The sequence below is a fragment of the Halanaerobium saccharolyticum genome (assembly GCF_003259895.1).
In the GTDB taxonomy this organism is placed as follows: Bacteria; Bacillota; Halanaerobiia; order Halanaerobiales; family Halanaerobiaceae; genus Halanaerobium; species Halanaerobium saccharolyticum_A.
Window position 1 is genome coordinate 183355 of record NZ_QLME01000003.1, and the last position, 26593, is coordinate 209947.

The 26593-nt window shown below is 32.1% G+C and carries 33 protein-coding genes and 1 pseudogene; 12 read left to right on the forward strand and 22 right to left on the reverse strand.

The genetic code is table 11. The features are described from left to right. Positions 1-2: 2 nt before the first annotated feature. The 9 genes from C7958_RS03840 to C7958_RS03880 all read left to right on the forward strand — a co-directional run bounded on the left by C7958_RS03840 (position 3) and on the right by C7958_RS03880 (position 9763). Entirely contained in the window at positions 3-659 is a 657-nt protein-coding gene (locus tag C7958_RS03840; RefSeq protein WP_111571348.1) for a potassium channel family protein, read from the forward strand. 29 nt (positions 660-688) lie between these two features. Then, positions 689-2017: a tRNA (N6-isopentenyl adenosine(37)-C2)-methylthiotransferase MiaB gene (gene miaB, locus C7958_RS03845; RefSeq protein ID WP_111571349.1), complete on the forward strand. Its 1329-nt coding sequence runs from the start codon at positions 689-691 to the stop codon at positions 2015-2017. 142 nt (positions 2018-2159) lie between these two features. Beyond that, a complete protein-coding gene (mutS, locus tag C7958_RS03850) occupies positions 2160-4766 on the forward strand; it encodes a DNA mismatch repair protein MutS (protein ID WP_111571350.1) in 2607 nt (868 codons plus the stop codon). Between the two features lies 1 nt (position 4767). Then, positions 4768-6753, forward strand: coding sequence for a DNA mismatch repair endonuclease MutL (gene mutL, locus C7958_RS03855; RefSeq protein WP_111571351.1), 1986 nt, complete (start codon positions 4768-4770; stop codon positions 6751-6753). Continuing rightward, the gene (gene miaA, locus C7958_RS03860; protein WP_111571352.1) at positions 6753-7724 is read left to right on the forward strand and encodes a tRNA (adenosine(37)-N6)-dimethylallyltransferase MiaA; all 972 of its coding nucleotides are present in this window, start codon (positions 6753-6755) and stop codon (positions 7722-7724) included. The genes mutL and miaA overlap by 1 nt, the downstream gene beginning before the upstream one ends. Continuing rightward, the gene (locus C7958_RS03865) at positions 7684-8061 is read left to right on the forward strand and encodes a thioredoxin family protein (protein WP_111571353.1); all 378 of its coding nucleotides are present in this window, start codon (positions 7684-7686) and stop codon (positions 8059-8061) included. The genes miaA and C7958_RS03865 overlap by 41 nt, the downstream gene beginning before the upstream one ends. 99 nt (positions 8062-8160) lie before the next feature. Further along, entirely contained in the window at positions 8161-8400 is a 240-nt protein-coding gene (gene hfq, locus C7958_RS03870; protein ID WP_111571354.1) for an RNA chaperone Hfq, read from the forward strand. Positions 8401-8457: 57 nt separating this feature from the next. Continuing rightward, positions 8458-9099 (forward strand): tetratricopeptide repeat protein, encoded by a 642-nt coding sequence (locus C7958_RS03875; RefSeq protein WP_111571355.1) that lies wholly within the window; start codon positions 8458-8460, stop codon positions 9097-9099. A gap of 31 nt (positions 9100-9130) precedes the next feature. Continuing rightward, positions 9131-9763 carry a uracil-DNA glycosylase gene (locus C7958_RS03880; protein WP_111571356.1) on the forward strand — a complete coding sequence of 211 codons (633 nt, stop codon included), beginning with the start codon at positions 9131-9133 and terminating at the stop codon, positions 9761-9763. 120 nt (positions 9764-9883) lie between these two features. Here the strand turns inward: C7958_RS03880 and lexA are convergent, their stop codons facing one another. Beyond that, positions 9884-10507 (reverse strand): transcriptional repressor LexA, encoded by a 624-nt coding sequence (gene lexA, locus C7958_RS03885; protein WP_111571357.1) that lies wholly within the window; start codon positions 10505-10507, stop codon positions 9884-9886. A 178-nt stretch (positions 10508-10685) separates the two neighbouring features. Here lexA and yneA point away from each other — a divergent pair, with 178 nt between their 5' ends. The 3 genes from yneA (at position 10686) to C7958_RS03900 (ending at position 13040) form a co-directional block, all read left to right on the forward strand. Next, positions 10686-11027 (forward strand): cell division suppressor protein YneA, encoded by a 342-nt coding sequence (yneA, locus tag C7958_RS03890; RefSeq protein ID WP_111571358.1) that lies wholly within the window; start codon positions 10686-10688, stop codon positions 11025-11027. A gap of 223 nt (positions 11028-11250) precedes the next feature. After that, complete coding sequence (locus C7958_RS03895; protein ID WP_111571359.1) at positions 11251-11907, forward strand: YneB family resolvase-like protein; 657 nt, start codon at positions 11251-11253, stop codon at positions 11905-11907. 179 nt (positions 11908-12086) lie between these two features. Continuing rightward, positions 12087-13040 (forward strand): L-lactate dehydrogenase, encoded by a 954-nt coding sequence (locus tag C7958_RS03900; RefSeq protein WP_111571360.1) that lies wholly within the window; start codon positions 12087-12089, stop codon positions 13038-13040. A 405-nt stretch (positions 13041-13445) separates the two neighbouring features. Here the strand turns inward: C7958_RS03900 and C7958_RS03905 are convergent, their stop codons facing one another. From C7958_RS03905 to C7958_RS04000, 21 genes and pseudogenes are all read right to left on the reverse strand, one after another. Continuing rightward, complete coding sequence (locus C7958_RS03905) at positions 13446-13949, reverse strand: flavin reductase family protein (protein WP_111571361.1); 504 nt, start codon at positions 13947-13949, stop codon at positions 13446-13448. Positions 13950-14098: 149 nt separating this feature from the next. Then, the gene (gene trpB / locus C7958_RS03910) at positions 14099-15307 is read right to left on the reverse strand and encodes a tryptophan synthase subunit beta (RefSeq protein ID WP_111571362.1); all 1209 of its coding nucleotides are present in this window, start codon (positions 15305-15307) and stop codon (positions 14099-14101) included. Between the two features lie 80 nt (positions 15308-15387). Then, positions 15388-16104, reverse strand: coding sequence for a LamG domain-containing protein (locus C7958_RS03915; RefSeq protein ID WP_111571363.1), 717 nt, complete (start codon positions 16102-16104; stop codon positions 15388-15390). Positions 16105-16214: 110 nt separating this feature from the next. Then, on the reverse strand, positions 16215-17066 hold the full coding sequence (locus C7958_RS03920; RefSeq protein ID WP_111571364.1) for an alpha/beta hydrolase: 852 nt from the start codon (positions 17064-17066) through the stop codon (positions 16215-16217). 209 nt (positions 17067-17275) lie between these two features. After that, the gene (locus C7958_RS03925) at positions 17276-17611 is read right to left on the reverse strand and encodes a hypothetical protein (protein WP_111571365.1); all 336 of its coding nucleotides are present in this window, start codon (positions 17609-17611) and stop codon (positions 17276-17278) included. Further along, the gene (locus C7958_RS15875) at positions 17601-17867 is read right to left on the reverse strand and encodes a DUF1576 domain-containing protein (protein WP_375669748.1); all 267 of its coding nucleotides are present in this window, start codon (positions 17865-17867) and stop codon (positions 17601-17603) included. The genes C7958_RS03925 and C7958_RS15875 overlap by 11 nt, the downstream gene beginning before the upstream one ends. A 157-nt stretch (positions 17868-18024) precedes the next feature. Then, positions 18025-18144, reverse strand: a pseudogene (locus tag C7958_RS16065) (hypothetical protein); the annotation flags it as partial. Between the two features lie 49 nt (positions 18145-18193). Then, a complete protein-coding gene (locus tag C7958_RS03940) occupies positions 18194-18481 on the reverse strand; it encodes a DUF1576 domain-containing protein (RefSeq protein WP_111571367.1) in 288 nt (95 codons plus the stop codon). An 83-nt stretch (positions 18482-18564) separates the two neighbouring features. After that, positions 18565-18894 carry a tRNA-binding protein gene (locus C7958_RS03945; protein WP_111571368.1) on the reverse strand — a complete coding sequence of 110 codons (330 nt, stop codon included), beginning with the start codon at positions 18892-18894 and terminating at the stop codon, positions 18565-18567. Positions 18895-19019: 125 nt separating this feature from the next. Beyond that, entirely contained in the window at positions 19020-19547 is a 528-nt protein-coding gene (locus C7958_RS03950; protein ID WP_111571369.1) for a hypothetical protein, read from the reverse strand. Positions 19548-19695: 148 nt separating this feature from the next. After that, complete coding sequence (locus C7958_RS03955) at positions 19696-20289, reverse strand: DNA-3-methyladenine glycosylase (protein ID WP_111571370.1); 594 nt, start codon at positions 20287-20289, stop codon at positions 19696-19698. A gap of 12 nt (positions 20290-20301) precedes the next feature. Continuing rightward, on the reverse strand, positions 20302-20514 hold the full coding sequence (locus tag C7958_RS03960; RefSeq protein ID WP_111571371.1) for an ABC transporter ATP-binding protein: 213 nt from the start codon (positions 20512-20514) through the stop codon (positions 20302-20304). 205 nt (positions 20515-20719) lie between these two features. Then, positions 20720-21649, reverse strand: coding sequence for a hypothetical protein (locus C7958_RS03965; RefSeq protein WP_111571372.1), 930 nt, complete (start codon positions 21647-21649; stop codon positions 20720-20722). A 28-nt stretch (positions 21650-21677) separates the two neighbouring features. Next, a complete protein-coding gene (gene aroC, locus C7958_RS03970; RefSeq protein WP_111571373.1) occupies positions 21678-22772 on the reverse strand; it encodes a chorismate synthase in 1095 nt (364 codons plus the stop codon). Positions 22773-22833: 61 nt separating this feature from the next. Next, positions 22834-23274 (reverse strand): NUDIX domain-containing protein, encoded by a 441-nt coding sequence (locus C7958_RS03975; protein WP_111571374.1) that lies wholly within the window; start codon positions 23272-23274, stop codon positions 22834-22836. 21 nt (positions 23275-23295) lie between these two features. Beyond that, positions 23296-23967: a hypothetical protein gene (locus tag C7958_RS03980; protein ID WP_111571375.1), complete on the reverse strand. Its 672-nt coding sequence runs from the start codon at positions 23965-23967 to the stop codon at positions 23296-23298. 51 nt (positions 23968-24018) lie between these two features. Beyond that, positions 24019-24210, reverse strand: a complete 192-nt coding sequence (locus C7958_RS03985) for a hypothetical protein (protein WP_133960266.1) — start codon at positions 24208-24210, stop codon at positions 24019-24021. 190 nt (positions 24211-24400) lie between these two features. Next, on the reverse strand, positions 24401-24637 hold the full coding sequence (locus C7958_RS15730) for a hypothetical protein (protein ID WP_208320714.1): 237 nt from the start codon (positions 24635-24637) through the stop codon (positions 24401-24403). Between the two features lie 28 nt (positions 24638-24665). Beyond that, the gene (locus C7958_RS15735; RefSeq protein WP_208320715.1) at positions 24666-24983 is read right to left on the reverse strand and encodes a GNAT family N-acetyltransferase; all 318 of its coding nucleotides are present in this window, start codon (positions 24981-24983) and stop codon (positions 24666-24668) included. 240 nt (positions 24984-25223) lie between these two features. After that, positions 25224-26015, reverse strand: a complete 792-nt coding sequence (locus C7958_RS03995) for a thymidylate synthase (RefSeq protein ID WP_111571377.1) — start codon at positions 26013-26015, stop codon at positions 25224-25226. Next, positions 26015-26524 carry a dihydrofolate reductase gene (locus C7958_RS04000; protein ID WP_111571378.1) on the reverse strand — a complete coding sequence of 170 codons (510 nt, stop codon included), beginning with the start codon at positions 26522-26524 and terminating at the stop codon, positions 26015-26017. The genes C7958_RS03995 and C7958_RS04000 overlap by 1 nt, the downstream gene beginning before the upstream one ends. Positions 26525-26593 lie beyond the last annotated feature (69 nt).

The following is a 26593-nucleotide window of genomic DNA, read 5'->3' on the forward strand; positions in this document are numbered from 1 at the left end:
AAATGAAACAATTTGTTGTAATTGGTTTAGGCCGTTTTGGTTCCAGTGTTGCTACAACTCTGGCTGATAATGGTTATGATGTTTTAGCTATAGATAAAGATGAAGAAAGAGTACAGTCAATTTCAACTAAGGTAACCCATGCAGTAGAGACAGATGCTACAGATGAAGAAGCATTAAAAACTCTGGGAGTTAGAAATTTTGATGTTGCAGTTGTTAGTATTGGAGATAATGTTTCTGCTAATATTTTATGTACGTTAATATTAAAAGAACTGGGAGTACCTTATGTTATTGTGAAAGCTCCAGATACTTTACATGGAAAAGTTTTAAGCAAAGTAGGAGCAGATAGAGTTGTTTATCCAGAAAGAGATATGGGAGCACGAATTGCTCATAATCTTATTTCTTCTAATGTGCTTGATTATATAGAATTTGCACCGGAATACGGTGTTATAGAGATTATTGCTACTGACAAAATGGTCGGAAAGACTTTAAAAGAACTGGAATTTAGATCGAAGTTTAATGTTAATGTGATGGCAATTAAGAGGGGAGATAATTTAAATATTTCTCCTGGAGCTGGGGATAAAATACTCGAAGGTGACCGCCTGGTTGTAATGGGTAAAAATGAAAGTTTAGACCAGCTAAAGAATTTTGATGAAAAGTAATAGTTTTAATTAACTACAGGAGTGAAATAATGAGTGAAAATAAATTTTATAATATAATAACCTATGGCTGTCAGATGAATGAACATGATTCGGAAAGACTGGCCGGGATGCTGGAAGAAATGGGTTATCAGCAGACCGAAGAATTAGGTAGTGCAGATATAATTTTATTAAATACCTGTATTATTAGAGAAAATGCAGAATTGAAAGTATTTGGTAAATTGGGTGAACTTAAGCGATACAAAAGAGAAAATCCTGATTTAATTATTGGGATTGGCGGCTGTATGATGCAGCAGGATGAACCAGTTGATGAAGTATATAAAAAATACCGTCATGTAGATTTAATTTTTGGGACTCATAATATTCACCATCTACCAAATTTGATAAAAAAAATTGAGGAAACAAGAGATAGAGTAGTTGAAGTCTGGGATGAAGAAGAAGGCTTAATTCCTGATTTACCTTCACAGAGGGAATCAGAACATTCTGCCTGGATCTCAATCATTCAGGGTTGTGATAATTTCTGTACCTACTGTATAGTTCCCTATGTTAGAGGACGAGAACGCAGTCGATCTGTTAAATCTATTGTGGAAGAAGCAGTAAGGCTGGCTGAAGATGGGGTCAAGGAAATCACTCTTTTAGGTCAGAATGTTAATTCTTATGGTAATGATTTAGAAAAAGAGATTACTTTTCCTAAATTACTGGAAGAATTAAATAAAGTGGAAGAACTTAAGAGAATTCGCTTTATGACTTCTCATCCAAGAGATCTTTCTGATGATTTATTAGCTAAAATTAAAAATCTTGATAAGGTGGCCAATCATATTCATTTGCCGGTTCAATCCGGAAGTAATAAGGTGCTCAAAGAAATGAACCGAGGCTATACTAGAGAATATTATATAGATCGTGTTAAAAAAATACAGCAGGAAATACCTGGAGCTGCTGTTTCAACAGACTTTATAGTTGGTTTTCCGGGAGAAAGTGAAGAAGACTTTGAAAAGACAATTGAGCTGGTCAAAGAGTTAAAATTTGATATGGCCTACACTTTTATCTATTCTCCCCGGAGTGGAACTCCTGCTGCTCGCAGAGATGATCAGATAGCTGAAGCTGTTAAAAAAGGACGTTTAAATCGTTTAATGGAGTTGCAGAATAAGATTAGTTATGATCAGAATCAGAAATTAATTGGAAGTATCCAGAAAATATTAGTTACAGGTCCCAGCAATAATGATCCAGAAGTATTTGAAGGTCGCACATCTACCAATAAAATCTGTTTTATCGATAAAAGAGAGGATCTGGTGGGGGAAGTAGTCAAGGTCAAGATTGAGGATGCTAAAAGCTGGACTCTAGAAGGAACAGTAATTGAATAATTATATTTAGGTACAAGGTACAAAAAGCTCTTTTTGTACCTTGTACAGAAGAAATGATTCATAAATCAAACCTGGAGGATAATTTAATAGATCTTTCAGGTTTTAGCTTATTTATTATAAATTTTGGTTTGGAGGGATTAATTTGGCAGAGTTAACACCGATGATGCAGCAGTATCATGACTTAAAAAATAAATATCAGGATTCAATCTTATTTTTTCGGCTGGGAGATTTTTACGAAATGTTTGGTGAGGATGCTAAAAGAGCTGCTAAAATCCTGGATATTGCCCTAACTTCACGTAATAAAGGTGGAGGCGAAAAAATACCAATGGCTGGTGTTCCCTATCATTCAGCTGCCTCTTATATTGAAAAATTAATCAAAAATGGAATCAAGGTAGCAATCTGTGAACAGCTGGAAGATCCTTCAGAAAGCAGTGGAATTGTGGAAAGAGATGTGATCAGAGTTGTAACTCCAGGAACGGTTATTGAAAATGAAATTTTAGCTGATAATGAGAATAATTATCTGGCTGCTGCCTTTCAATTTGGAGATTATTATGGCTTTTCTTATACAGATATTTCAACCGGAGAATTTTATTTAACCGAATTTCCTGCTTCAGATCAGGGTAAATTAAAGGATGAGATCAACAGAATTTCTCCTCAGGAGATATTATTAGATCAGAAAACAGCTAAATCTGATTTAATCAGTGAATTACAGAATGTTTATAATTTCACTTTAAATATTCTGGAAGATAAAAAATATAATCGACTTTATCAGAGGCTGCTGGATCATTTTAAGCTTAAGTCACTGGAGGGTTTTGGCTGTGAAGAAATGAAAGCAGCAGTTTATGCTGCTGGACAGGTGCTTTCTTATTTAGGAGATACTCAAAAAAGAACTGTTAATCAGATTACAGTTTTAAAATCATATCATTTAGAAGATTATATGGTTTTAGATTCAGCCAGCCGCAGAAATTTGGAGCTAACTTCAACGATAAGAGATAATCAGCGTTCAGGTTCCCTGCTTTCAATAGTAGACCAGACTGTAACTTCTATGGGTGGGAGAGAAATAAAAAAATGGATTAATCAGCCTCTAATTCAAAAAGAGGAAATTGTTAAAAGACATCAGGCGCTGGCAGAGATTATTGATAATTATATGATATTAGAAAAACTGAGATCTGAGCTTATAGAAATTTACGATTTAGAGCGAATTATGAGTAAAATAACCTATCAGTCAGCTAATGCAAGAGATATGATTGCTTTAAGAAATTCGCTGGCTAAACTGCCCGCTGTTAAAGAATTAATGGCTGAACTGGAAAGTGATTTACTGCTTGAACTGCAGCAAAAATTTGATCTTTTAGAAGATATTCATGCTTTAATTGATGGCTCAATTAAAGAAGAGCCTCCTACTACAATAACTGAAGGTGGAATTATTAAAGATGGATATAACTCGAAGTTAGATAACTTAAGAGACTTAGTCAGCAGTGGCAAGGACTGGATTACTTCTCTCCAGAAAGAGGAAAGAGAAAAAACAGGGATCAATACTTTAAAGGTTGGTTTTAATAAAGTTTTTGGTTATTATCTTGAAGTGACAAATTCTCATACTGATAAAGTACCAGATCGATATGAACGCAAACAGACTTTAAGCAACAGTGAACGTTATATTATTCCAAAATTAAAGGAAAAAGAATCAGAAGTTCTTGGTGCTGAAGAGAAGATAAATGATTTAGAATATAATTTATTTGTAGAAATAAGAGATAAAATAGCAGAAGAAGTAGAAAGAATCAATCAGACAGCTGCTATAATTGCCCAATTAGATGTTTTATTATCATTTTCCTATCTGGCAATGGAAAATAATTATAGTCGACCAGAAATTAATAATGGGGCGGAAATTAAAATTGAAAATGGACGTCATCCAGTAGTAGAAAAAATGTTTGCCGAGCAGTTTGTACCAAATGACTGTTATTTAAATCAGAGTGATCAGCGCTTTATTATCATTACAGGTCCCAACATGTCCGGTAAATCCACTTATATGAGGCAGGTTGCCTTGATTGTATTGATGGCACAGGTAGGATCTTATGTGCCGGCAGATAAAGCTGTAATTGGACTAACAGATAGAATTTTCACCAGAGTTGGAGCCAGTGATGATCTAACAACAGGACAGAGTACTTTTATGGTAGAAATGAACGAGGTTGCGAATATAGTTAATAACAGTACCGAAAAAAGTTTAATTATTCTAGATGAAGTAGGAAGAGGTACCAGCACCTATGATGGTGTTTCTATTGCCTGGTCTGTCAGTGAATACCTTAATAACCCAGAGCGTATTGGTGCAAGAACTTTATTTGCAACACATTATCACGAACTTACAAGATTGGAAGATGAGTACCAGGGCATTAAAAATTACAATGTATTGGTTAAAGAAGATAGTGATGGGGTACACTTTTTACACCGTATTGTTGAGGGCAGATCTAGTGACAGTTATGGAATAGAAGTTGCCCGACTGGCAGGGCTGCCGGAGGAAATTATAATCAGTGCTCAGAAAATATTATCGCGGCTGGAAGAAAACAATAAAATGCCGGTTCGCAAATTAGAAAAAACAGTGGCTGATGATAAACATCAGCAGCTGCCGTTATTTAATTCAGAAAAAAATCCAATTCTAAAGCAGCTTGATGAACAGGATATATTAGAGATGACTCCAATGGATGCTATGAACTTTTTATATAAATTAAAAAAGGATTTAAAAGAAGAGGAGAATTAAAATGGGTGTTATAAAACAGCTTCCTCAGAGTGTAGCAAATCAGATTTCAGCAGGTGAGGTAATAGAAAGACCAGCTTCAATAGTGAAGGAATTGATTGAAAACTCTATTGATGCCGGGGCCAAAAATATTGAAATTAAAATTGAAGATGGTGGACGGGAACTGATTAAGGTTAAGGATGATGGTCATGGTATTCAGGCTGATGATATAGAATCAGCTTTTAACCGCTATGCTACCAGCAAAATTGAAAACATAGATGATCTTTATTCTCTTTATAGTCTTGGTTTTCGTGGTGAAGCTTTAGCCAGTATTGCTTCTGTAGCTGAAATAGAAATGATTAGCCGTCACCAGGATAGTGATCAGGCTGTAAAAATTAGACTAAAGGGTGGAGAAATAATAGATAAAAAACCTGTAGGTTCAACAATAGGTACAGAAATCATTGTCAGAGATTTATTTTACAATACTCCAGCCCGCTATAAATATCTAAAAACAACAACAACTGAGTTTTCGCATATCAGTAAAATTGTAAGTGCCGAAGCTACCGCCAACAGTGAGTTGAGTTTTAAACTCTACCATGATGAAAGACAAATTTTATCCACTCCCGGTAATGGAAAGCTTAAAGATACAATTTATGCTGTTTATGGGAGTGAAATTGCAGAAAACTTAGTTCCCATCGATATAGAAGACAGATATATTAAGCTGAGTGGTTATCTCTGTCGCCCAGAGTTAACTCGTTCCAGCAGAAGTCATGAACTATTTTTTGTTAATGGCAGACCAATTTATAATAATTTAACAGCAAAAGCAGTAGAAACCGCTCATAATAAATTAATCGATCCGGGTAGAAAACCCATTGTTTTTCTATTTATTAAAGTTAATCCAATTTTGGTGGATGTCAATGTTCATCCTGCCAAACGTGAGGTGAAATTTAGCCGCAGTCAGATTATTTTTGATGTTATTAATAAGGCAGTTCGTAGAACTTTAAAAGAAAATGATCCCACTACTAGAATTAAATTAAAGCAATCTTCTGGGTTAAATGAGACAGATAAAGATTCTGAAGAAAATATAGAAAGAGATCAACTTTTTAAAAAAGATAATGAACAGTTAAAGCAAACTGATACAGAGAATTCTGAACCAAAGAAAATGAATACTAATAATAAAAGCTATTCAGATCAAAATGTTTCTAAAAACAATTATAATTCTCAAAGTAAAAATAAAGACAGTAATAATTATGGTAATAAATACAGAGGCTCCAATTCTAAGAATTATAATAAAAATAATTATCAAAAAAATATAAATTACGGTGATGAGAAAGGCCAGAATCAGGAAAATATTTCTGAGCAGACTAAAGATTTTAATCAACAAATAGCAGTAAATGAAAATCAGGAATATTCTCTAGCTGGGGTTGAGGCAGAAGAAAGCTATTTTAAGTTTCTGGGTCAAATTTTTAACAGTTATTTATTAATCGAAACTGATCAGGGTTTAAAAATTGTTGATCAGCATAATGCTCAGGAGAGAATCTTATATGAAAAATTTTACGCTGAATTCAATAAAAAGGATAAGGCTTCTCAGTCACTACTTCTGCCAGTTAAAATTGAATTGTCAGCAGAAGAAAGAGAGATTGTTAGACAGTATGAAGCTGAAATCAGAGAAATTGGAATTGACTTTAGTGATTTTGGTAATAATACAATTTTAATACAGGAAGTTCCTGTTTTACTGAAAAATAAACCAACAAGAAATATTATAGAAGAACTAATAGCAGAACTTGCTGAGGCGGGTAAAGCCAAATCTGCAGCGGAAATTCAGAAAAGAATGCTCGAGTATTTAGCCTGCAGATCCTCAATAAAAGCTGGACAGCCGCTGACAAAAAAAGAAAGTATTCAGCTGGTTAAGGATTTATATAAAACAGAAAATCCTTATCGCTGTCCCCACAGCCGGCCAATTATGATTAATATCAGCCGCGAAGAAATTGAAAAAGGACTTGGTAGATAATGAGAGATTTAATTGTTTTAACAGGGCCCACAGCAGTGGGAAAAACAGAATTATCACTTAAACTGGCTCAAAAAATTGAAGCTGAGATAATTTCAACTGATTCTATGCAGATTTATCAGCATATGGATATTGGTACAGCTAAAGCCACTAAAGCTGAAAGAGATCAGGTAGAACATTATCTGATTGATTTTCTAACTCCAGAAGCAGAATATTCTGTCTCCCGCTTTCAAGATGACTGTGATCAAACAATTGCAGAAATTAAAACGAGAGATAAAATGCCTATGTTAGTAGGAGGAACTCATCTTTATTTAAAAGCTGTACTGGAAGGATTTATGCTGCCGGAAATCAATCCTGATTATCAACTTCGTCAAAAATTTGAGAATTTGGCTGAAGATCAGGGTACAGAAGCAGTCCATGATATTTTGGCAAAAAAAGATGAAGTAACAGCCAAAAAACTGCATCCTAATGATTTGCGGAGAGTTATCAGAGCAATTGAAATTTATGAACAAACAGGAAAAACTAAAAGTTATTATAAAAAGAAACAACAGCAGCAGCCCCCTCGCTACAGTGCATATAAGTTTGCTTTAATCAGGAGCCGGGAAAATCTCTATCAGAGAATTAACAACAGAGTTGAGCTAATGATGGAAAGTGGGCTTTTAGATGAAGTTAAGTTTCTTTTAAATAACTTTGATAATTTAAGTGATACAGCACAGCAGGCTCTGGGTTACAAGGAGTTAATTTCTTATCTTAAAGGAGAAACCAGTCTGGAAAAAGCTGTTTATGAAATCAAGAAACGAAGCAGGCATTTTGCTAAACGACAGCTTACCTGGTTGAGAAAAGAAAATAATTTAATTGTATTTAATATTGAAAAGGAAAATAAAACGGAAATATTAAATAATATGGTAGAGTTGATTAAAGGAGAAAAAGATTATGAAGAGGAATACAAAAAAAGAAAAGAAATTGATTTCTAGTGGAAAAGGATTTGATCAGTTATTAAAAGAAAAAGATGCGCTTTTTGTTCTCTTTTCCAATGATGGCTGTGGCTACTGTCAGCTTGCAGAAAAAAATATAAATCAAGTGATAAAATCTTTTCCTCAGTTAGAATTTTATCAATTAAAATTAGCTGCTGCTCCAGAAATTTTTGAGCGTTATGGAATCAATTCTGTACCTGTCTTTAAAGTCTTTAAAGATGGAAATTCAGTTTATACCGGTTTTGGAGTTCGCTCTCCAGATGATATATATTACCAGTTAAAGTCTTATTTTGACAGTGGAAACTCATATTTCAAAGAAATAGCGGATAATAATTAATTTATAAGGCAATATTTATTTATCTATGCAGGAATTTTAATAATAATATTGAAATTATAATATATAAGAGCTTTAAAAATATAAAAGGGGGCTGCAGAGATGAGTAATAACAATATTAATTATCAAGATCATATTTTAAAAAATGTTCACGAAAAGGACATTGAGGTTATTGTTTACTTTGTCAATGGTTATCAATTAAAAGGTAGAATTAAAGCCTATGATAACTTTACAGTTATTTTGAGAAGTGATGAAAGAGACCAGATGATCTATAAACATGCTATTTCTACTATTGCTCCGGTTGAAAAAACAAGTGGTCTTCTTAACCTAGAAGAAGAATAAGTTTTATTTAAAATGATTGTACTACTAATCTGATTGTCAAAGGAAGTTGAATTATTCTTGAAGAAAAAAGTTTTAATTATATTAATCATAGTATTTATAGTTACAGCATTCTCTATTAATACAGCTGCTGATTCTAAATTTCCCTGGGAGGAATTGATCAATACTACCCAGAAACAGCTGAATCAAAATAAGAATGATATTGTTTTAAATTATACTATGGCAGTAGCCTATGCTAATACTGGAGAAATTAAAAAAGCATATGATATTATAGATGTTTTTGGCAGCAGTGTTAGCCGAAAGGATTTTAATGCTGCTGTTTCTCCATATTTAGCAGAATGGGAAAATTATAAATCCTACGATGATTTGCTGCTTTTAAATTATGCTGCTTTTAGAGAAGTAATCAATAAAAATTATAGGGAAGCAGTCTCATTATTTGAGTATATTTTTGAAATTGATCCAAATAATTTATGGGCCTTAAATCATGCTGCAGCAGCTTTAGTAGAATTTGAAGAATACGAAAAGGCACTAAACTATGCCGATCAGGCGCTTTCCATTCAGGAAAATGAGTATTCTCATTTAATTAAAGGATATGCCTATTATGAAAATGGTAATTATTTTAGAGCTGCGTTAGAAGCAGCAAGTGCCAGAAACTTATTTAGAGCACTGGCGAGTGAAGAATATCAGGATTTTGCAGAGTAGTTTATAGAATAATCTATTTGGGAGGAATATGATGTTATTTGATCAGCAGGGAAACTTTAAAATTCAGCAGCTATTTTCTTACCCCAGTAAAGATTATCAAAAATTGAAGAAAGAAGCTTTAAAATGTCACCGCTGTCAGCTGCGCGAAGGAGCTAATGGAGTTGTGATGGGAGAAGGAGATATAAATAATAATATAATGTTAATTGGTGAAGGCCCAGGCGCAAACGAGGATCGTTTGGGGCGTCCTTTTGTTGGCCGTGCCGGTAAATTAATGGATAAGATTTTAGCTGCAGTAGATTTAAAAAGGGAAGATTTATATATAACTAATGTAATCAAATGTCGACCTCCCGGGAATAGAGCTCCCCATCAGAATGAATTTGAGGCCTGTGTTTCAATTCTTAGAGCTGAAATCGAACTGGTCCAGCCCAAAGTGATTGTTACTCTGGGTTCAACAGCTACAAAGTTTCTAATTGATCCTGAAGATTCAATTTCTAAAGTGAGAGGTAAATGGTTTAAAAGAGGAGATATTTTCTTTTTACCAACCTTTCATCCTGCTTATTTACTCAGAAATGAAAATATGAAAAAATATAGCTGGCATGATTTCAAATTGATAAAAAAAGCCGCTGATCGGATAAAAGAATTATCCAATAGCGGAGAAATATAATTAAAAACATATAAATTTTATAGATTTAAATAACTAAATAATATTAGATAGTACTTATAGTGCTATGACTTTATTAACTAAGCTTTAAATAGCTTAGTTTTTTTATTTTTAAAACAAAATTTAATCAAATTTTCTAAAAAGGCCTGTAACCTTACCCAGAATTTTTACATCCTTAGAAATAATCGGCTCATAGGCTGAGTTTTCGGGCTGCAGTCTGATATGATTTTCTTCTTTAAAAAAGCGCTTAACTGTAGCTTCTTCATCAAGCAGTGCAATAACAATTTCATTATTTTCAGCATAACTCTGTTTTTCAGCAATTACAAAATCACCATCATGAATACCAGCTTCAATCATGCTGTCTCCACTAACTTTAAGCATAAAAAGATCATTATTGCCTACTTTTAAATAGCTTAAAGGTAAAGGAAAATAATCCTCTACATTTTCTTCCGCCAGAATAGGAGCACCTGCAGTAACTTTACCAACCACTGGTATGTTAATCATTTCCTTATCATTTTTAGGTTCCTGATTGTTATTATAAATAACCTCGATTGCCCTTGGCTTAGCAGGATCTCTGCGTAAATAATTTAATTTTTCCAAAGTTTTTAAATGGCTGTGAACAGAAGCAGGGGATTTAAGTCCAACAGCCTTTCCAATTTCTCTCACAGAAGGTGGATATCCTTTAGCTTTAATTTCATCTATAATAAATTGCAAGATACTTTGTTGTCGTTTAGATAATTCTTCCATAATTGTTTCCTCCATTCATTTTTCTTTTATTATAACATAAAACTGATAAATAGACAAACAATCGTTCAAATAATCCTTGACATTGAACATACGTATTGCTATAATATAAATAACAAACAATTGTTTAGTACAGGTGTTTTTAAGTATGAATTTTATATTATATCAGGAGGGGTTATTTATGAATGGTTTAAATACTTATATATTAAATTATCAGGGAGCTAAGACAGATAGGAATAAGAAAAAGTCAATTTCTATTAAGATTTTTTCTACAGTAATTGGGATAGTATTACTAAGCATTTTATTTATTTCTCTTTTTTCTCTAATTGGATCGGGAGAAAACACCAGCAATTTTATCAAACATGAAATAGAAAGTGGCGAATCTCTCTGGTCAATAGCTGCTTATTATTATAATTCAAATAATGTTGATCTTAGAAAAATAATTTATAATATCAAAAAAATTAATAATATAGATTCTGCGATAATTACTCCTGGAAGAGAATTGATAATTCCTTTAAACTAATTGAACTATTTGAATATAGATAGCAATTAATTTATAAAAATACTTGCTCTTACCTTACTTATTTTATTAAATACCAATTAAAATATAAATATAAATCTCAAAAAATATGAAGATGGTTGTAATTCAGAGGGTTTAGCTGTTTTACAACCATTTTTTGTTATAATATTTTCTTAATAACTATTCTTATAATTAATAAATTATTAAAATAAAGGACTGATTAAAAATGAAAAAAACAATTATTTACACCCGAGTTAGTACACAGAAAGAAAGTCAGAGTACAAGTTTAAAAAGACAGAAAGAAGAACTATTAAGCTATGCAATGGAAAATGAATTAAAAGTTCTTAAGACGGTAGAAGAAAAAGAAAGCGGCTTTAATGAGAGCAGGCCGGGAATTATTGAAGTTCTTGATTTAATCAAAAAAAGAAAGATTGATATTTTATTAGTTCAGGATAGCAGCCGCCTGGGACGAGGTAATGCTAAGATGGCTTTAATTCATCAAGTGGAAAAAATGGGAGCTGAAATACATACTTTAGCAGATAAAGGTGCTATTGCCTTAAATGATCTAGAAAAAATGATATTAGAAATCTTATCTGTGGTAGAAAATTATCAACAGGAACTCAGAAATCAAAATATTAGCAGGGCCATGAAAAATAAAATTGCTGAAGGTAAGTTTAATCCAGCTGATAACTTAAAGAATATTGATCAGGGCGGAAGGGATCGCAAGGAAGTTCCTTTAAAGGAAATTATTCGCTTAAGAAAATTGGACTTAACTTTTAAAGATATTGCAGCTACTTTGAGGGGATTGGGATATGATGTCTCTAAGTCCACAGTTCACAGGCGCTATCAAGAATATAAAAAGAATAATGAAGTAGTCATTTAACATTTATGTTCAGGTACCAGGTACAAAAAAGATTTTTTGTACCTGGTACCTGAGATTATAAAGAATTATATTTGTAAAATATTTTACTTTTATTCTTGATTAAAATGCTATACTTAATTATGAGTAGAGATATGACTTAATTTAATAATCAAGATAATACTTTAATGAGGTGATATAAGATGGATAAGAATTTAAACCCAAATAAGATCGCCGTCATTGGTGCTGGTGGAGTTGGCGCTACAACAGCTTATGCTCTGATGGTTCAGGGAGTAGGATCAGAAATAGTATTAATAGATGTTAATAAAGAAAAGGCCGAAGGAGAAGCAATGGACTTAAGGCACGGAGCTTCTTTTGTTAATCCTGTTGATATTTATGCGGGCGACTACAAAGACTTAGCAGATGCTAAGTTGATTGTGATTACTGCTGGAGCAGCTCAAAAACCTGGAGAATCAAGACTTGATTTGGTTAAGAAAAATACTGGAATTTTTAAGAATATAATTTCTTCTATAACTGAATATAATCAGGAAGGAATACTGCTTGTAGTTACAAACCCGGTTGATATTTTGACTTATTTAAGTTACAAGTTATCAGGCTTTCCAGCCAATAGAGTTATCGGATCTGGAACAGTACTTGACAGTTCTCGTTTCAGATCATTATTGAGCAAAAATTGTAATATAGCAGCAAGTAATGTTCATGGTTATATTATTGGAGAACATGGAGATAGTGAGGTGCCAGTCTGGAGTTTGACCAATATTGCAGGAACAAAGATAGAAAATTACTGTCCAATCTGTAATAAAGGTTGTGATGAACATGATTTAGAAGAAATAAGTGATCAGGTTAAAAATGCAGCTTATGAGATAATTGATAAAAAAGGTGCAACATTTTATGCAGTTGCTCTGGGAGTGGCCAGAATTGCAAGAGCTATCCTGAGAGATGAAAATGCAGTTTTAACAGTTTCATCATTAATGGAGGGATATTACGGAGTTGAAAACATGAGCTTAAGTCTACCGACAATAATTAATTCTAAAGGAATAGAGCGTGTTTTAGAATTACCACTTTCCGAAAAAGAAGAAAAAGAATTTAAAGATTCAGCTCAGCATTTAAAAGAAAATATAAAAGAACTGGATATTTAAAAATAAGGTACCGTTAAAAATAAGGTACCGGGTACCTGGAAAAATTTCTCAAGTACCCGGTACTATTTTTTTATTTTTAAAATCCCAATATCTTAAGTAAACTTAAGATATGAGATAAAAGATGAAGATTATAGTATAATTGTTTTAGGTAGATTTTTATAGATAATTCATATCTTTAATAAAACTTCGCAAAATAATAATTTTACGAAGTTTTTACTTTAAAAAAGAAATTTCCGTTGAAATGAGTTAAAATCAAGCTTTTTATCCTTTTTCTCAGGACGTCCATAAATTAAAAAGCTGATCAAATCCCCATCCCAGCGAAAACTTTTTGCTTCTAGAGCCTCTGCTTTATTTTATATTTTATTCTAATATCTAAGTTAAGTAAAATCTTTAAAAAATATTACTTTATTCTTCTTTATAAACTGCCACAACTTCTCCGTAATAAAATGTGTGCATATCTTGATTGGAATAATTTTTTTCTGAGACATCTTCAGCTAAATTTTTAAGCAGCATATCCTGCTGATATTTAATCTTACAGATAAAATGTAAATCATTACCCTTAATAATTGGAACATCACATTCTTTAACTTCTGCCAGCTCTAAATTTAATTCTTTAATTTTATTATAATCTCTCCCGGACTTAGTTCCACAAAACTGCAGTTCTTTTTTTAGTTGGCCATTTAGTGGTACACTGACAGTAAAATACTTACTATTTTCTATCAGCTGATGTGTGTGGCGTGATTTTCTAACTGGTACCATCAAAATATCCTGATTCCAGATAAAACCAGTAGTTCCCCAGCCCATTGTCATTGTGTTAATTTCTTGATCATCTTTTGTTGTTAAAAATACTCCATTGGGCAAAACTTCCTTATACTTATTTAATACCTGATCAAAAGCAACTTTTTTCATTTATATTCACCTCTGCTTAAGTTTTAGAGTTTCATATGCACAAATTATATTTATGCAGTTAAATAAAAATTACTGGTTGTAAAAAGGCTGAATATATCTTTAGAGAAATATTCAGCCTTGATTGATAAATATTAAATTAAATTCTATAATTATTTCAGTTTTCCGTTTTCATGTAATTCTTTAATTTGGGCTACATCCTTATCTCCACGCCCGGAAAGGTTAATTATAACTACCTGATCTTTATCTAAATCAGCAGCTACTTTCATTCCTCCAGCAATAGCATGGGCACTTTCTAAGGCCGGAATGATTCCTTCTTTTTCTGATAATAGGTGAAAAGCATCCAGGGCTTCCTGATCAGAAGCAGTTGTATATTTAGCTCTTCCGGAATCTTTAAGGAAACTATGTTCTGGACCTACTCCTGGATAATCAAGTCCTGCCGCTATAGAATGAGTATGAGAAATTACATCTCCATCTTCATATAATACATAACTTTTAAATCCATGTAGTTCTCCTGGTTTACCATAAGTTAATGGAGCAGCATTCTGACCTGGTTTATCTCCTGTACCTCCAGGCTCAATACCCAAAATATTTACTTCCTTATCCTCTATAAAAGGAGCAAAAAGACCAATTGCATTACTACCTCCACCAACACAGGCAATTATATAATCAGGTAATTTCCCCTCTTTTTCTAAAATTTGAGACTTTGCTTCTTTTCCAATAACAGACTGGAATTCTTTAACCATTGTTGGATATGGATCTGGACCAACTGCAGAACCCAGCATATAAAAAGTGTCGTCTGCATTTTGAACAAAATCTTTTAAAGCCTCATCTACAGCATCTTTAAGTGTACCATCTCCAGCAGTAACAGGTTTAACTTCTGCACCTAAAAGTTCCATTCTAAACACATTTAAAGCCTGTCTTTTAGTATCTACCTCACCCATATAAATTATGCAGTCCATATCAAATAAGGCACAGGCAGTAGCTGTTGCTACACCATGCTGTCCGGCTCCAGTTTCGGCAATAATTCTTTTTTTACCCATTTTACGGGCAAGTAATGCCTGACCGATACAGTTGTTAATCTTATGAGCACCTGTATGATTTAGATCTTCTCGTTTTAAATATATTTTTGCTCCTCCAGCCTCTTTAGTTAAACTTTCAGCAAAATATAAAGGACTTGGTTTACCGACATAGTCCTTAAATAAATATGCAAGTTCTTCTTTAAAATCTGGATTATCTTTTATTTCATAAAAAGCCTCTTTTAATTCCTCTAAAACATCTGCTAATTCCGGTGGTACAATACTCCCACCAAAATCCCCAAAAAAACCATCTCTCTTCTCTACTCTACTCTTCTTTTCCATTCTCTCATCCTCCATCTCAAATTTTTTGAATTTAATAAAAGTTTAGCAGAAATTTTGTCAGCTGTCAACTTATTAAGATTTCAATAAGATTTATTGGCCAATTTTTTAATTTCATCACCTGTTAAAATCTTATCCCAGATCATTAGCTGGTCAATACTTCCTCTGAAAACAGCACCAGTAGAATTATTTTTTCCCAGAGTAATAAAATCCTTTCCTTTGTCTGGTTTAATGTTGTTAGTTGAGATTACCCGAAAATTATTATTTTGATCAATTAAATATATAGAAATATTTCCGTTTTCTGCATTCCAACTAACGGCTGTAAAAAACCATTGGTTTTGGGGAATATTTATAGTACCGTATAGTTTTTGTTTATCCCCAGCAATAATAGATAGAAATGGATAATTTTTTCTCCCATCAATTACAATCGTTCTAGCAAAACCCCCAACATTATTTGAGATAATAGTGTTTATTTCATCGGCAGTCTCTACTTTTAGCCAGAAAGCAATTGTAAGTTGAGGAATTATTTCTGGATTGATATTCACAGGTAAAGTTATGAAATCATTTTTTCCTGTAAATGATAATGCCTTTCCACTTTTTCCGAACCTATCCTCGGTGCTGCGTTCCTTATTTATTTGTTTACCATGCAGCTGATTTGGTCCTTGATCAATTGTATTTCCATCCAGGGGATAATAGGCATAGATCTCCTGCCTTAATTCTTCTTTTTGAGCTGAAGCAGCAAAAGAAAAGCTAATGATAAATATTAGCAAAAATAGAATTGATAATTTATTTTGAAGCATCTTAATCACAACTCCTTTTTAAACTAAAATTTTTTATAATTTTTAAAATCAAACTGCAAATTATATTTAGCTGGAGTTAATTTAATCCTATTAAGACCATTATATCTAAATCAATTCGAATTATCCACTTTTAGCAGCCATTCTTTTACTTCCCTGTTTGCTGGTCCCTCTTCAAAAAACAAATCTGATAGATCTGAGTGATGTTTATTATCATAGATCTTTAATTTTGTTTCTGACTGAGTTTTTGCCCTGATTTCTTCTATAAAGTCAATAGAGTGTGCTTTAGGAACCAGAGGATCTTTTGCACCATGGAGACAAAATATGGATGTATTAAAGTCTGGTCGTATATAATTAATAGGATTTGCTTTTTTTCTTTTGTGAGGTGTCGGGACAAAATCAGATAAATATTTCTTTGCTCTTATAGTTCGGCAGGGACGAGAAAGATCAAATGGACCACTAATAGATAGAAAAGCACTAAGCCGATCTTTATTAATCTTATACTTTTTCTGTAAATTTTTATTTAAAAGTAATAAAGCTCCCAGGTGAGCACCAGCTGATTGGCCAGCAATGATTATATTCTTATTAAGATTTGATTTTTCTAAAATATCAAAGGTCATTTTTAGAGACTTAAAAACATCAATCTGCTGGTCTGGAAATTGAGAGTCAGGTGCTAACCTATAAGTCGGCATAACGGTAATAAAACCAAGGTTAGTAAAGTAATCTGCCACAAATCCAAAAAATTCCGGACTGCCCTTATTCCACCCGCCTCCATGAATGAAGAAAATAATATTATTGCGTTTGTTTTCCGATTGAGAATTATACCACAGCAAATATTGTTTTTTATCTTCTCCGTATTTATACTTTGTTGGCTGCAGAATATTAGTAAGTTTTCGGTTTTTTATTTTAGCTTTTAAAATTGAAAGGAAAGTCGTTAAATAGTCCTGGATCTGCCAGAAAAGCATAATTGCACCACCTTCATATTTTTGAATTTTCTTTTAAATAGATTTTTAAAATAATGGGTATTACAGAGGTGTCTTATAAATAAATTTAGCTGACTTTAAATATCTGCAGCCTGCAATTATTCTTCCTCTTTAGATCCAAAACTGTCACCTAAAAGGTCATTAGCGACCATTACTGCCAGACCAGTATCCATATTAATTGTGATTAAGTATTATTTGTGGCGATAGACAGTAATTTTTAACAATCCATTTTCATAACTGTATTCAGCTCTATCTATCATCATTCCTACAAGTGTTAATTCTTGATAATTATCACTTTCCCCGGCTAATTCCCAGTAGTAATCTTCTACCTCACTCTGGCGTGGTGTATATAAACCTTTTAAAGTTTCTAGTTGACCTGGTGTTATATCTTTAAGTTTTGATTTTATTGTTATTTCTATTTCTTCATTTTTTTCTTTAAAACTAACATCAAATTCGTTTCCTCCAGCTTTAAATACAAAAGCTGCTAATTCACCAATTAGTTTTATTGATTTAAGATCATTTTTCATTTTTAACCTCCCTGAAAGCAGAAATTATTGGAACTAATATTGCTGCCACCATTCCTCCTGAAAAACCATTATTATAAAGATTCATTCCTCCATGTAAATAACCGATATTCATTACCAGTGCCATATGTAAAAATCCTGCAGCAACTCCACTTTTCCATCCAAAAACTCCTGCAATAGGTGCTAGAGTAGTTCCAAATAAAACAGCAAGAATAGCTCCAACAGAATTTATTTCCCAAATTTGAAAATATGCTCCCAAAATTACTCCTATAAAAATTGGCATAACATTTTTTAAATGCTTTCCAAAAGCTCCAAAGGCTACTACAGTAAATATTCCTCCAATTACCGGTCCATTTATCTCCCTTTATTATAAATATATAAATTGTACTAAATAAACCTAATAAACCCATATTAATTAAGGAGATTCCAAAACCTTCTGTTACTACAAAATCATCTACTAGTCTTCCTGTGTGTTTTAATAATTTATTATAACCATTAAAACTTTTATTATTAAATAAATATCCGATTAACAGCATAGACGAAAACAAAAGAATTAAATAAATATTTAATTCTTTATTATAACCATCAATTTATATTTGCAAATATAATTGCAATTAAAGGGTCTAAATTGATACCAAAACTTATATAACTAATCATTGGTCCTAAAGCAGTACCAAATAAGGCGATTAATAAAAACTTTCTAAAAGGTTCATTTTGAATTTTAGAATAAATAAAGACTCCAAATATTATACTCCAACTATTATAAATATTTTTTCCAAATAAAGCAAAACCTGCAACTGTAAAAATAGCAGCAATAATTGTACCATTCATATTAACTTTGTTTAATTTAGAGATAACAACTGCAATCATCATTAATAATCCACTATATTAAAAACAATTAATTTTATACTCAATAATTTGATGGGATTGTTAATCTAATTTAAGTTTAAACAAAATCATCCTAATCTAGAACCTGGTTCAACTTTTTTATCGGGCTCAATTAAAACAACACCATTTTTTCCATAAACACCTAAAACTAAAACTTCTGACATAAAATCAGCAATCTGTTTTGGAGGAAAATTGACAACTGCCAGCACCTGTTTTCCTATTAAATCTTCCGGGGTATATAAATCGGTGATTTGAGCACTGGATTTTCTTTCACCAATTTCTTTACCAAAATCAAGCCAGAGCTTATAAGCTGGGTCATTAGCTTTTACAAATTTGTCAACTTTAGTTATTTTACCAACTCTAATATCTAATTTCATAAAATCTTTAAATTCTGCCATTAAAAAAATCCTTTCTATTGTCTTATTCTAAATTACACTGCTTATATTGTATAAAGTCACCTATCAGTTTTAAAAGGGCTGTTTAAACAGCCCTTTTAAAACTAAGATATTAGTATTTTTATTATTTAAATTGTTCTTCTTCCTCTATCCCAGTCAACATTTGTCTTAACTATTTTAAGTTCATCATTTTCTTGATTAAATGTTAAAAAATAATCATTGTTTAGTTTTATACCTAAATCTCCTTTATACTTATGACCATCTAAATTATTATCTACTTTAGCCTGCTTAATAGAATCACAACCAGAGATTACACCTAAAGGATATCCATCTTCTTTAATTAAGACATCAATTCCTAAAGGACATCGATCATCAACTTTATAATTAACCATATAATTTTCCTCTACATAATTTTCCGGCAGTTTAATCCAGGTAAGATTATTTTCTTCATTTTTTAGATGATTTAAATATTTATTATTAATTTTTACCGATTCGTCTAGAACAATCCACTGTCCGGAAATGTTAAAATCTTTATCTTCTTTTTGTTTATAATCCTCAGTGAATAATTTAAGTTGACTATAAGAATTACTGTTAACTTCTTTTTTATTTAAAACTTTAGCATTTTCATCTAGCTCAAATAAATCAATAATTTTCATATATATCAACTCCCTCTTTAAAATAATATTACTTTCTTATTTATTGCTAAAAATATAAATTTCATCATCTTATTTTATTACTTTTAGAAAAACTTTAATTATCCTGCATAAGTCCTAAAAATTTTATATTATCCTGATTAATTCATTATTAAGATTGAGAAACAAATTTATTTTCTTTGATATAAAATCGCCATTTTTTATTCTTATATTCTTCAGCATAATCAATATTTACTCTGGGTGCTGCTTCAATTTTAAAATCTTCATCCTTATTATCAAGTAAATATAATTTATTGCTTTTAACCAGATTACAGCCATCTAAACTTTTATCAATTTTTAATGCCTGTGACAATTTACCAGGGCCATTGGTTAAATTTTCAATTTTTTTACTTTTTAATTTTCTATTTTCTTTGATAAATTGTAATCCTTCAACTGGCTCAACTGCTCTGATTAATACAGCGTGGGGGTTGTCTACTTCTGCAGTAACAATATTAAAGCAGTGATACATGCCATAAATTAAATAAATATAGGCCAATCCACCTCTAGCAAACATCGTCTCAGTTCTCTTAGTTTTTTTATTATTATAAGCATGTGAGGCTTTATCATCTGTCCCCAGATAGGCTTCTGTATCAACAATTTTAACCATTATTTTTTGACCATCAATTTCTCTAACTAAAATTTTACCTAAAAGATCTTTAGCTGCTGTAACAGCATCTTTTTGATAAAAATCATAATCTAATTTCAAATAACATCACCTCTAAAACCCTAAATTTAACAGCCATTTACTTAATTCAGCTTCTCTATCTTTAAGTTCTGCATTTAAATCCTTCAATTTACCCAGATTTTTTTCACCAATAATATTTCCATCTTTCATAAAAAGAACTCTTCTACTGTGAGAGGCTACCCGGATATCCTGGGTTACAATCATTACTGTAGTCCCTTCTTTATTAATTGTATGAAAAACATCCATTACCTCTATTGCTGACTTAGAATTTAAAGCTCTGGTTGGTTCGTCAGCAAATAAAATTTAAGTATCATGGCCCGCGACCTTTCTTTGTTTTATTAATAGTCATTAGTATAATTCGTCGTTTAATAAAAAAACCCTCTGAAATAATAAATAAATTTCAGAAGACTCTAAGTTATAGTTAATTTTGATTGTCAATTTTTAAAGAAGTTTATCTCTCTATTCTTCCATAATTATCTAATCTAATTAAAATATCCAGTGTCAGCTTACCCTGCCATTCCTGATAGGCATCTTTAAGTCCTTCTTTATAAAAATTTGCACCCCAGGGTGGTTTAATCAGACTTTCTTTGTTTGCTTCGATCAATTCAACATAAAAATCTAAGTTAGATTTTATTTTAGACTCACTAACTCCAAATCTTTCCTGTTCAGGTGACGGAACAAAATCAAGTGGAAGCGGTACATATTCCTGCCATTTTTCCTGATCATATTCGATCATTTGTTTTATACCTTCTGCAATACTTCCTTTTAATGGGGACTTTGTTTTTGTATCTGCTTCTTCATATAGTTTAAGATAGCAGTAGATCTCGTTTTCCGATTCATGTTCTTTTTTATGCTGAATGTTTTTTACAGCCTGTTTAACTAAAGAATTTAAATCAATTTGTTTAACATAATCTCTATATCTTAATAAATAGGCAAGTAATTCAGCCGAGGGATTACCCCAACTTTTATCTATCACGGTCATTTGCTCCTCTTTGTCAAAATGCCACCAGGGAGTATGAGGATAATCATTGACCTCTTTTCGGACTGCATACCAGCCGTTTCTATCCTTATTGTAACTTTCTTCAAGATAAGTGATTGCCTTTTTTATAATCTTCTGCGCAGACTGAGAATTATCAACCATTTTTAAAAGTCTTAAACCAATTGAAGTTGCCATTGGAGTCGATAACGGTAATCTAAAATCTGGTTCCAGGGCATTACCAAAACCACCGTCTTTATTTTGAAATTTTTTAATTTCAGTAATTAAAGCCTGTTTGTCCCCCTGCTGAAAATGATAATTAAAATGGGCTATATCAAGGGGTCTTGCTATTTCCTTAAGTTTTTTATTGATAGTTTTAAAACTTTGATTTGATAGCTTTAACATCAGAACCTCCTTTTTTAGTCTAACTTAATTAATAAACTTTTTTGATATATTCCATTCTAGAACTCATATTTTTAAGAAGAAGATCAACCAGGGTCAAAGCAACCATAGCTTCCACTACAACCACAGCTCTGGGTACAATAATTGGATCATGTCTACCGTGAATATTTAGATCAATGTTTTCCCCAGATTTATTGACTGCTTTCTGTGTCTTCTCAATCGAAGGAGTTGGTTTGACTGCAGCTTTCAATAAAATTTTACTGCCATCTGTTATCCCACCAAGAGTTCCTCCAGCATTATTTGTTAGTTTATTTATTTCTCCCGCTTGATATCTATAAAAATCATTATGTTCATATCCTGTCATTTCTGCAGCATCAAAGCCGCTGCCAATTTCTATTCCTTTAACTGCACCAATTGACATAATTGCTCTTGCCAGTAGCGCTTCACACTTATCAAATACTGGATCACCCAGGCCTTCTGGAATATTTTTAACTCTGCATTCTATTGTTCCACCGGAAGAATTATTTTCTTCAATCAGTTTTCTTAAGTAACTTTCAGCTTTTTCTACTGCTTCTGAATCGGGCATATATAGAAAATTGTCCATAATATAATCTTCATCATAATTTTGGGGATTAATCTCAATCGGACCAATTGAAGAAGTATAGCCTGTTATTTTAACATCTAAAGCAGCTAATATTTTTTTTGCTATCGCACCAGCAGCCACTCTAGCAGCTGTTTCTCTGCCGGAAGCCCGTCCACTGCCCCGGTGATCCCTAAATCCATATTTTAAATCATAACTGAAGTCTGATTGTGCCGGTCGATAAACATCTTTGAGAGCAGAATAATCCTTAGATTTCTGATTTTTATTGAAAATAATCATAGAGATGGGAGTTCCTGTTGTTTTTCCTTCGAATATTCCTGATAAAATTTCAATCTTATCTCCTTCTTTTCTTGGAGTTGCAAAGGGAGACTGGCCCGGTTTTCTTCTATCTAAATCTTGCTGAATATCTGATTCCGAAAGTTTTAGTCCAGCCGGACAGCCATCAACTACTACTCCCAGAGCCTTACCATGAGATTCACCCCAGGTAGAAATTTTAAAGATATCTCCTAATATTGAACCTGACATTTTATATCACCTCTCTATGTGAATTTTACAATGACTATTAAATCTTACTTTATTTTTAAGATTAATATCCATAAAAGATTTCTGTTTTATGTTCTGATTCCTCTGTATTTTTTATTTCATCTAATAATGCTTTAACAAATCCACCTAAATCATAATTATCAATTTCGTTTAAAGCTACCCACTCATATTCCTCTGCCTCTTCATTTAAGATTACATCATCTGAATCGGTTCTGCAAATGTAATCTATAAAAATAAAATGTTTATCCTCATGGAAAGCTTTATTATAAACACTTTCTTTAATGCTGATTAAATTGATGTCATATATTTCCAGGCCTGTTTCTTCCAATATTTCTCTTTTTAAAGCTGTTTCCATTTTTTCTCCCAATTCAATATGACCACCGGGGATAATGTACTTATCATTCCACTTATGAGATTTACAGAGGAGTATTTTATTATCAGAATTAAAGATTACCGCTCCTACAGTTGTTTCGGGATATTGCATAAATTTCTCCTTTCAATTAAGTTATATTGTCCATTGATTATGAATAATTCCTGTTAATTTCCATTCATTTTGATGTTCTACAAAAACAAGGCGAAGACTTTTCCAATCCATCCCCTCATAATCAGGATTAAAACCAGAAAAATAGTATTCAACTATAATAGGATTATTATAGACTTTAAACTGATTTTCCAACATGTTTCCACTGCTTAAAACTTCATTATAGCCAATCCTTTCAGCATTTATAAAATCTACTGAATAAATAAATTCATGGTAATATTCCTCCGGAGTTAATCTGATTTCTTTACCGCTTCCATCGTAATGGCCCCAGAGATATTCATTTTCATTTTTAAAAAAATTTCTAACCTGTTCTTTTGTAAAAACTACGTCATTTTCCGGATCAACATGGGTATAAGGAGTAAATCTAAGCCCTTTTTCTGGATGAACATATTTAGCCAGTTCATTGAAATCCATGCTGCTAATAGCCTGAATCACTTCTGATGCTTTATCTTTAATTATTTTTTCAGCATCCTCTGATCTAATAATACCTTCCTCATTTAGACTGTATTCTGCATTGTTATTTTCTTGTTTTAAGTCTAATCTTTGCCTGAACTCTTTTGAATTAAGAGAAACCACCAGTATAAAAATTATAAATAACAGAGATATAATAATTTTAGCAAGGGACTGTTTTCTCATATTATCACCTACTTTAACAATAATTTTCACTTATTATTAATTAAAAGATTACTAAAAAATAATAATTAATGTTAAGGTCATAGAACATTTATTTTTAAGTTTATTATATTGAATCTCATATCTTTCATCAAGTTTTATAATTTCAAACATCTGGTAAATTGAAATCTTTTTTCTTTCTTCATATTCTTCATTGACTACAAATTGAATATTTTTAAAATCAGCTGGGACATTAATCAAATTCACTTTGTAACTTATCCACATTTTTAATCTTCATTAAGTAATCCCTCCTGATTTTTATAAAAATTAACAACTTTAAAATCATTTTAATTCAAAATAGATTAGTGGTGTATTACAGGCTCATGATTGCCATGTGATATGTTCTATTGAAACAAATTTTCCATGATTAATCTAATGAGCTTATTCTTGCCAGATTTTAAGCATTATAATACATATCGTAGACAACATATCCTTCAATATCTGTAAGGGATCCAGGAAAAGTTTCCTGACACATCATACATCTTGGATCTTCAAGAGGATAGCCGCTGGTTGGATAAATTTCATATTTGCTTGAAGTTTCAAAGCCAACCTTATTATAAAAATTAAAATCACCTTCAACTGTTATCCCTCGGTATTTCAATTCTTTTACTTTTTTGATTCCCTGGGTCAACATAGCAGCACCTATTCCCTGCTTAAAGTGATCAGCATGATGCTACCGGGGCCAGCATTACTATTTCAGTTTTCGCTCCATTTTGATACCCACCTTCTTTTGTCGAAGATAAGGAAAAATGTGAGAACATAAAATGTCCAACAGTTTTATTCTCAAGTTCTGCTACAAATGATAATTCAGGTATGTAATATCTGGAGTCTCTAATTTCTTCAATCAATGCTACTACATCAGTACCATCTGAATATGGAGTTCCTTCCTTAAATGATCGCAGCACAAGTGATACAATATCTTTATAGTCTTTATGAGTTTCAGGCCTGATTTTAATATATTTTCTAATTGATTTAGTCATTTTTGTTTCCTTTCTAAAAAAGTATTTAAATATGCTTCATAAATATCGACTTCCCAAAATTCTGAATATTTATCCAATAATTTATTTGTTTAATTAATAATACTAAGAGTATTTTTTTATTTTCTAAGTTCCATTATATATTTCTCTTTAAAGAACTAATTAATTATTATAAAAAGCCTGGCCTTAATTTGAGCAGCCAGGCTATTAATTTCCATCTTTTTGTAATATACAGTAATTCTACTAAACTGAAATTTCTCCCTTGATTGTAGGGTGAGGATCATAACCGATTAGCTCTATATCTTTAAAGTCAATATCAAAAATATTGTCAGTTTCAGTATTAATTTTAATTTGAGGTAAGGGTCTTGGTTCTCTGCTCAACTGTTCTTTAATCTGGTCAAAATGATTCTGATAAATATGTACATCTCCACCAGTCCAGACAAATTCGCCAACTTCAAGTCCTACTACATGAGCAATCATATGGATTAACAAGCTGTAGCTGGCAATATTGAAGGGCACTCCTAAAAAAGTGTCACAGGATCGCTGATATAATTGACAGGACAGTTTACCATCAGCTACGTAAAACTGAAAGAGTAAGTGACAGGGAGGCAGAGCCATCTTATCTAAATCTCCAACATTCCAGGCATTTACTATTAATCTTCTGGAATAAGGATTTTCTCTAATCTGTTCTATTACCTGAGAAATTTGGTCTATAGTACCTTCTCTGCCTTCCCAGCTCCTCCACTGGTGGCCGTATACATTTCCTAAGTCACCATTTTCATCAGCCCATTCATCCCAGATATGTACATCATGATCATTTAAATATTGGATATTAGTATCTCCTTTTAAAAACCATAGTAACTCATAGGCAACTCCTTTCCAGTAAACTTTTTTGGTAGTCATTAAGGGAAAACCTTCCTGTAGATCAAATCTCAGCTGATGACCGAAAATACTCCTGGTACCTGTACCTGTTCTATCCTCTCGATCGACTCCATTGTCTAAAATTTGCTGACACATTTCAAGGTACTGCTTCATTAAAAATCACTCCTATAAATTTTTTTTCGCTGATAAACATGATAAGAATATGAATAAGGATTATTGCTGTCAGTAGTGCCCTTTTTTTCTGATATTTTGTCCCACTTCTGCCAGTCTATCTCAGGAAAATATGTATCTCCAGAAAACTCATGCTCAATTATTGTTAAATATAAATTATCACTATAAGCTAAAAATTGCTTATAAATTTCTGCTCCTCCAATTATAAAAGCTTCTTTTTCTTTTTCTAAAAATTCATCTAGAATCTCTTTTTTCGAATGAACTACTTCACAACCTTCAGCTGCATAATCTTTATTTCTGGTTAAAATAATATTTCTTCTGCCGGGTAAGGGGGAACCAATTGATTCAAAAGTTTTTCTACCCATTATTACAGGGGCACCGATTGTTGTGTTTTTAAAATATTTCAAATCAGCCGGTAAATCCCAGGGCATTTTTCCCTGCTTTCCGATTAAATAATTTTGATCCATTGCTGCAATTATTGACAAACTCATAAATTCACCTCTCTAATTCAACTTTATTAATTTATTCTATTAACATTATAGCAGGAAAATTAGTCTGAG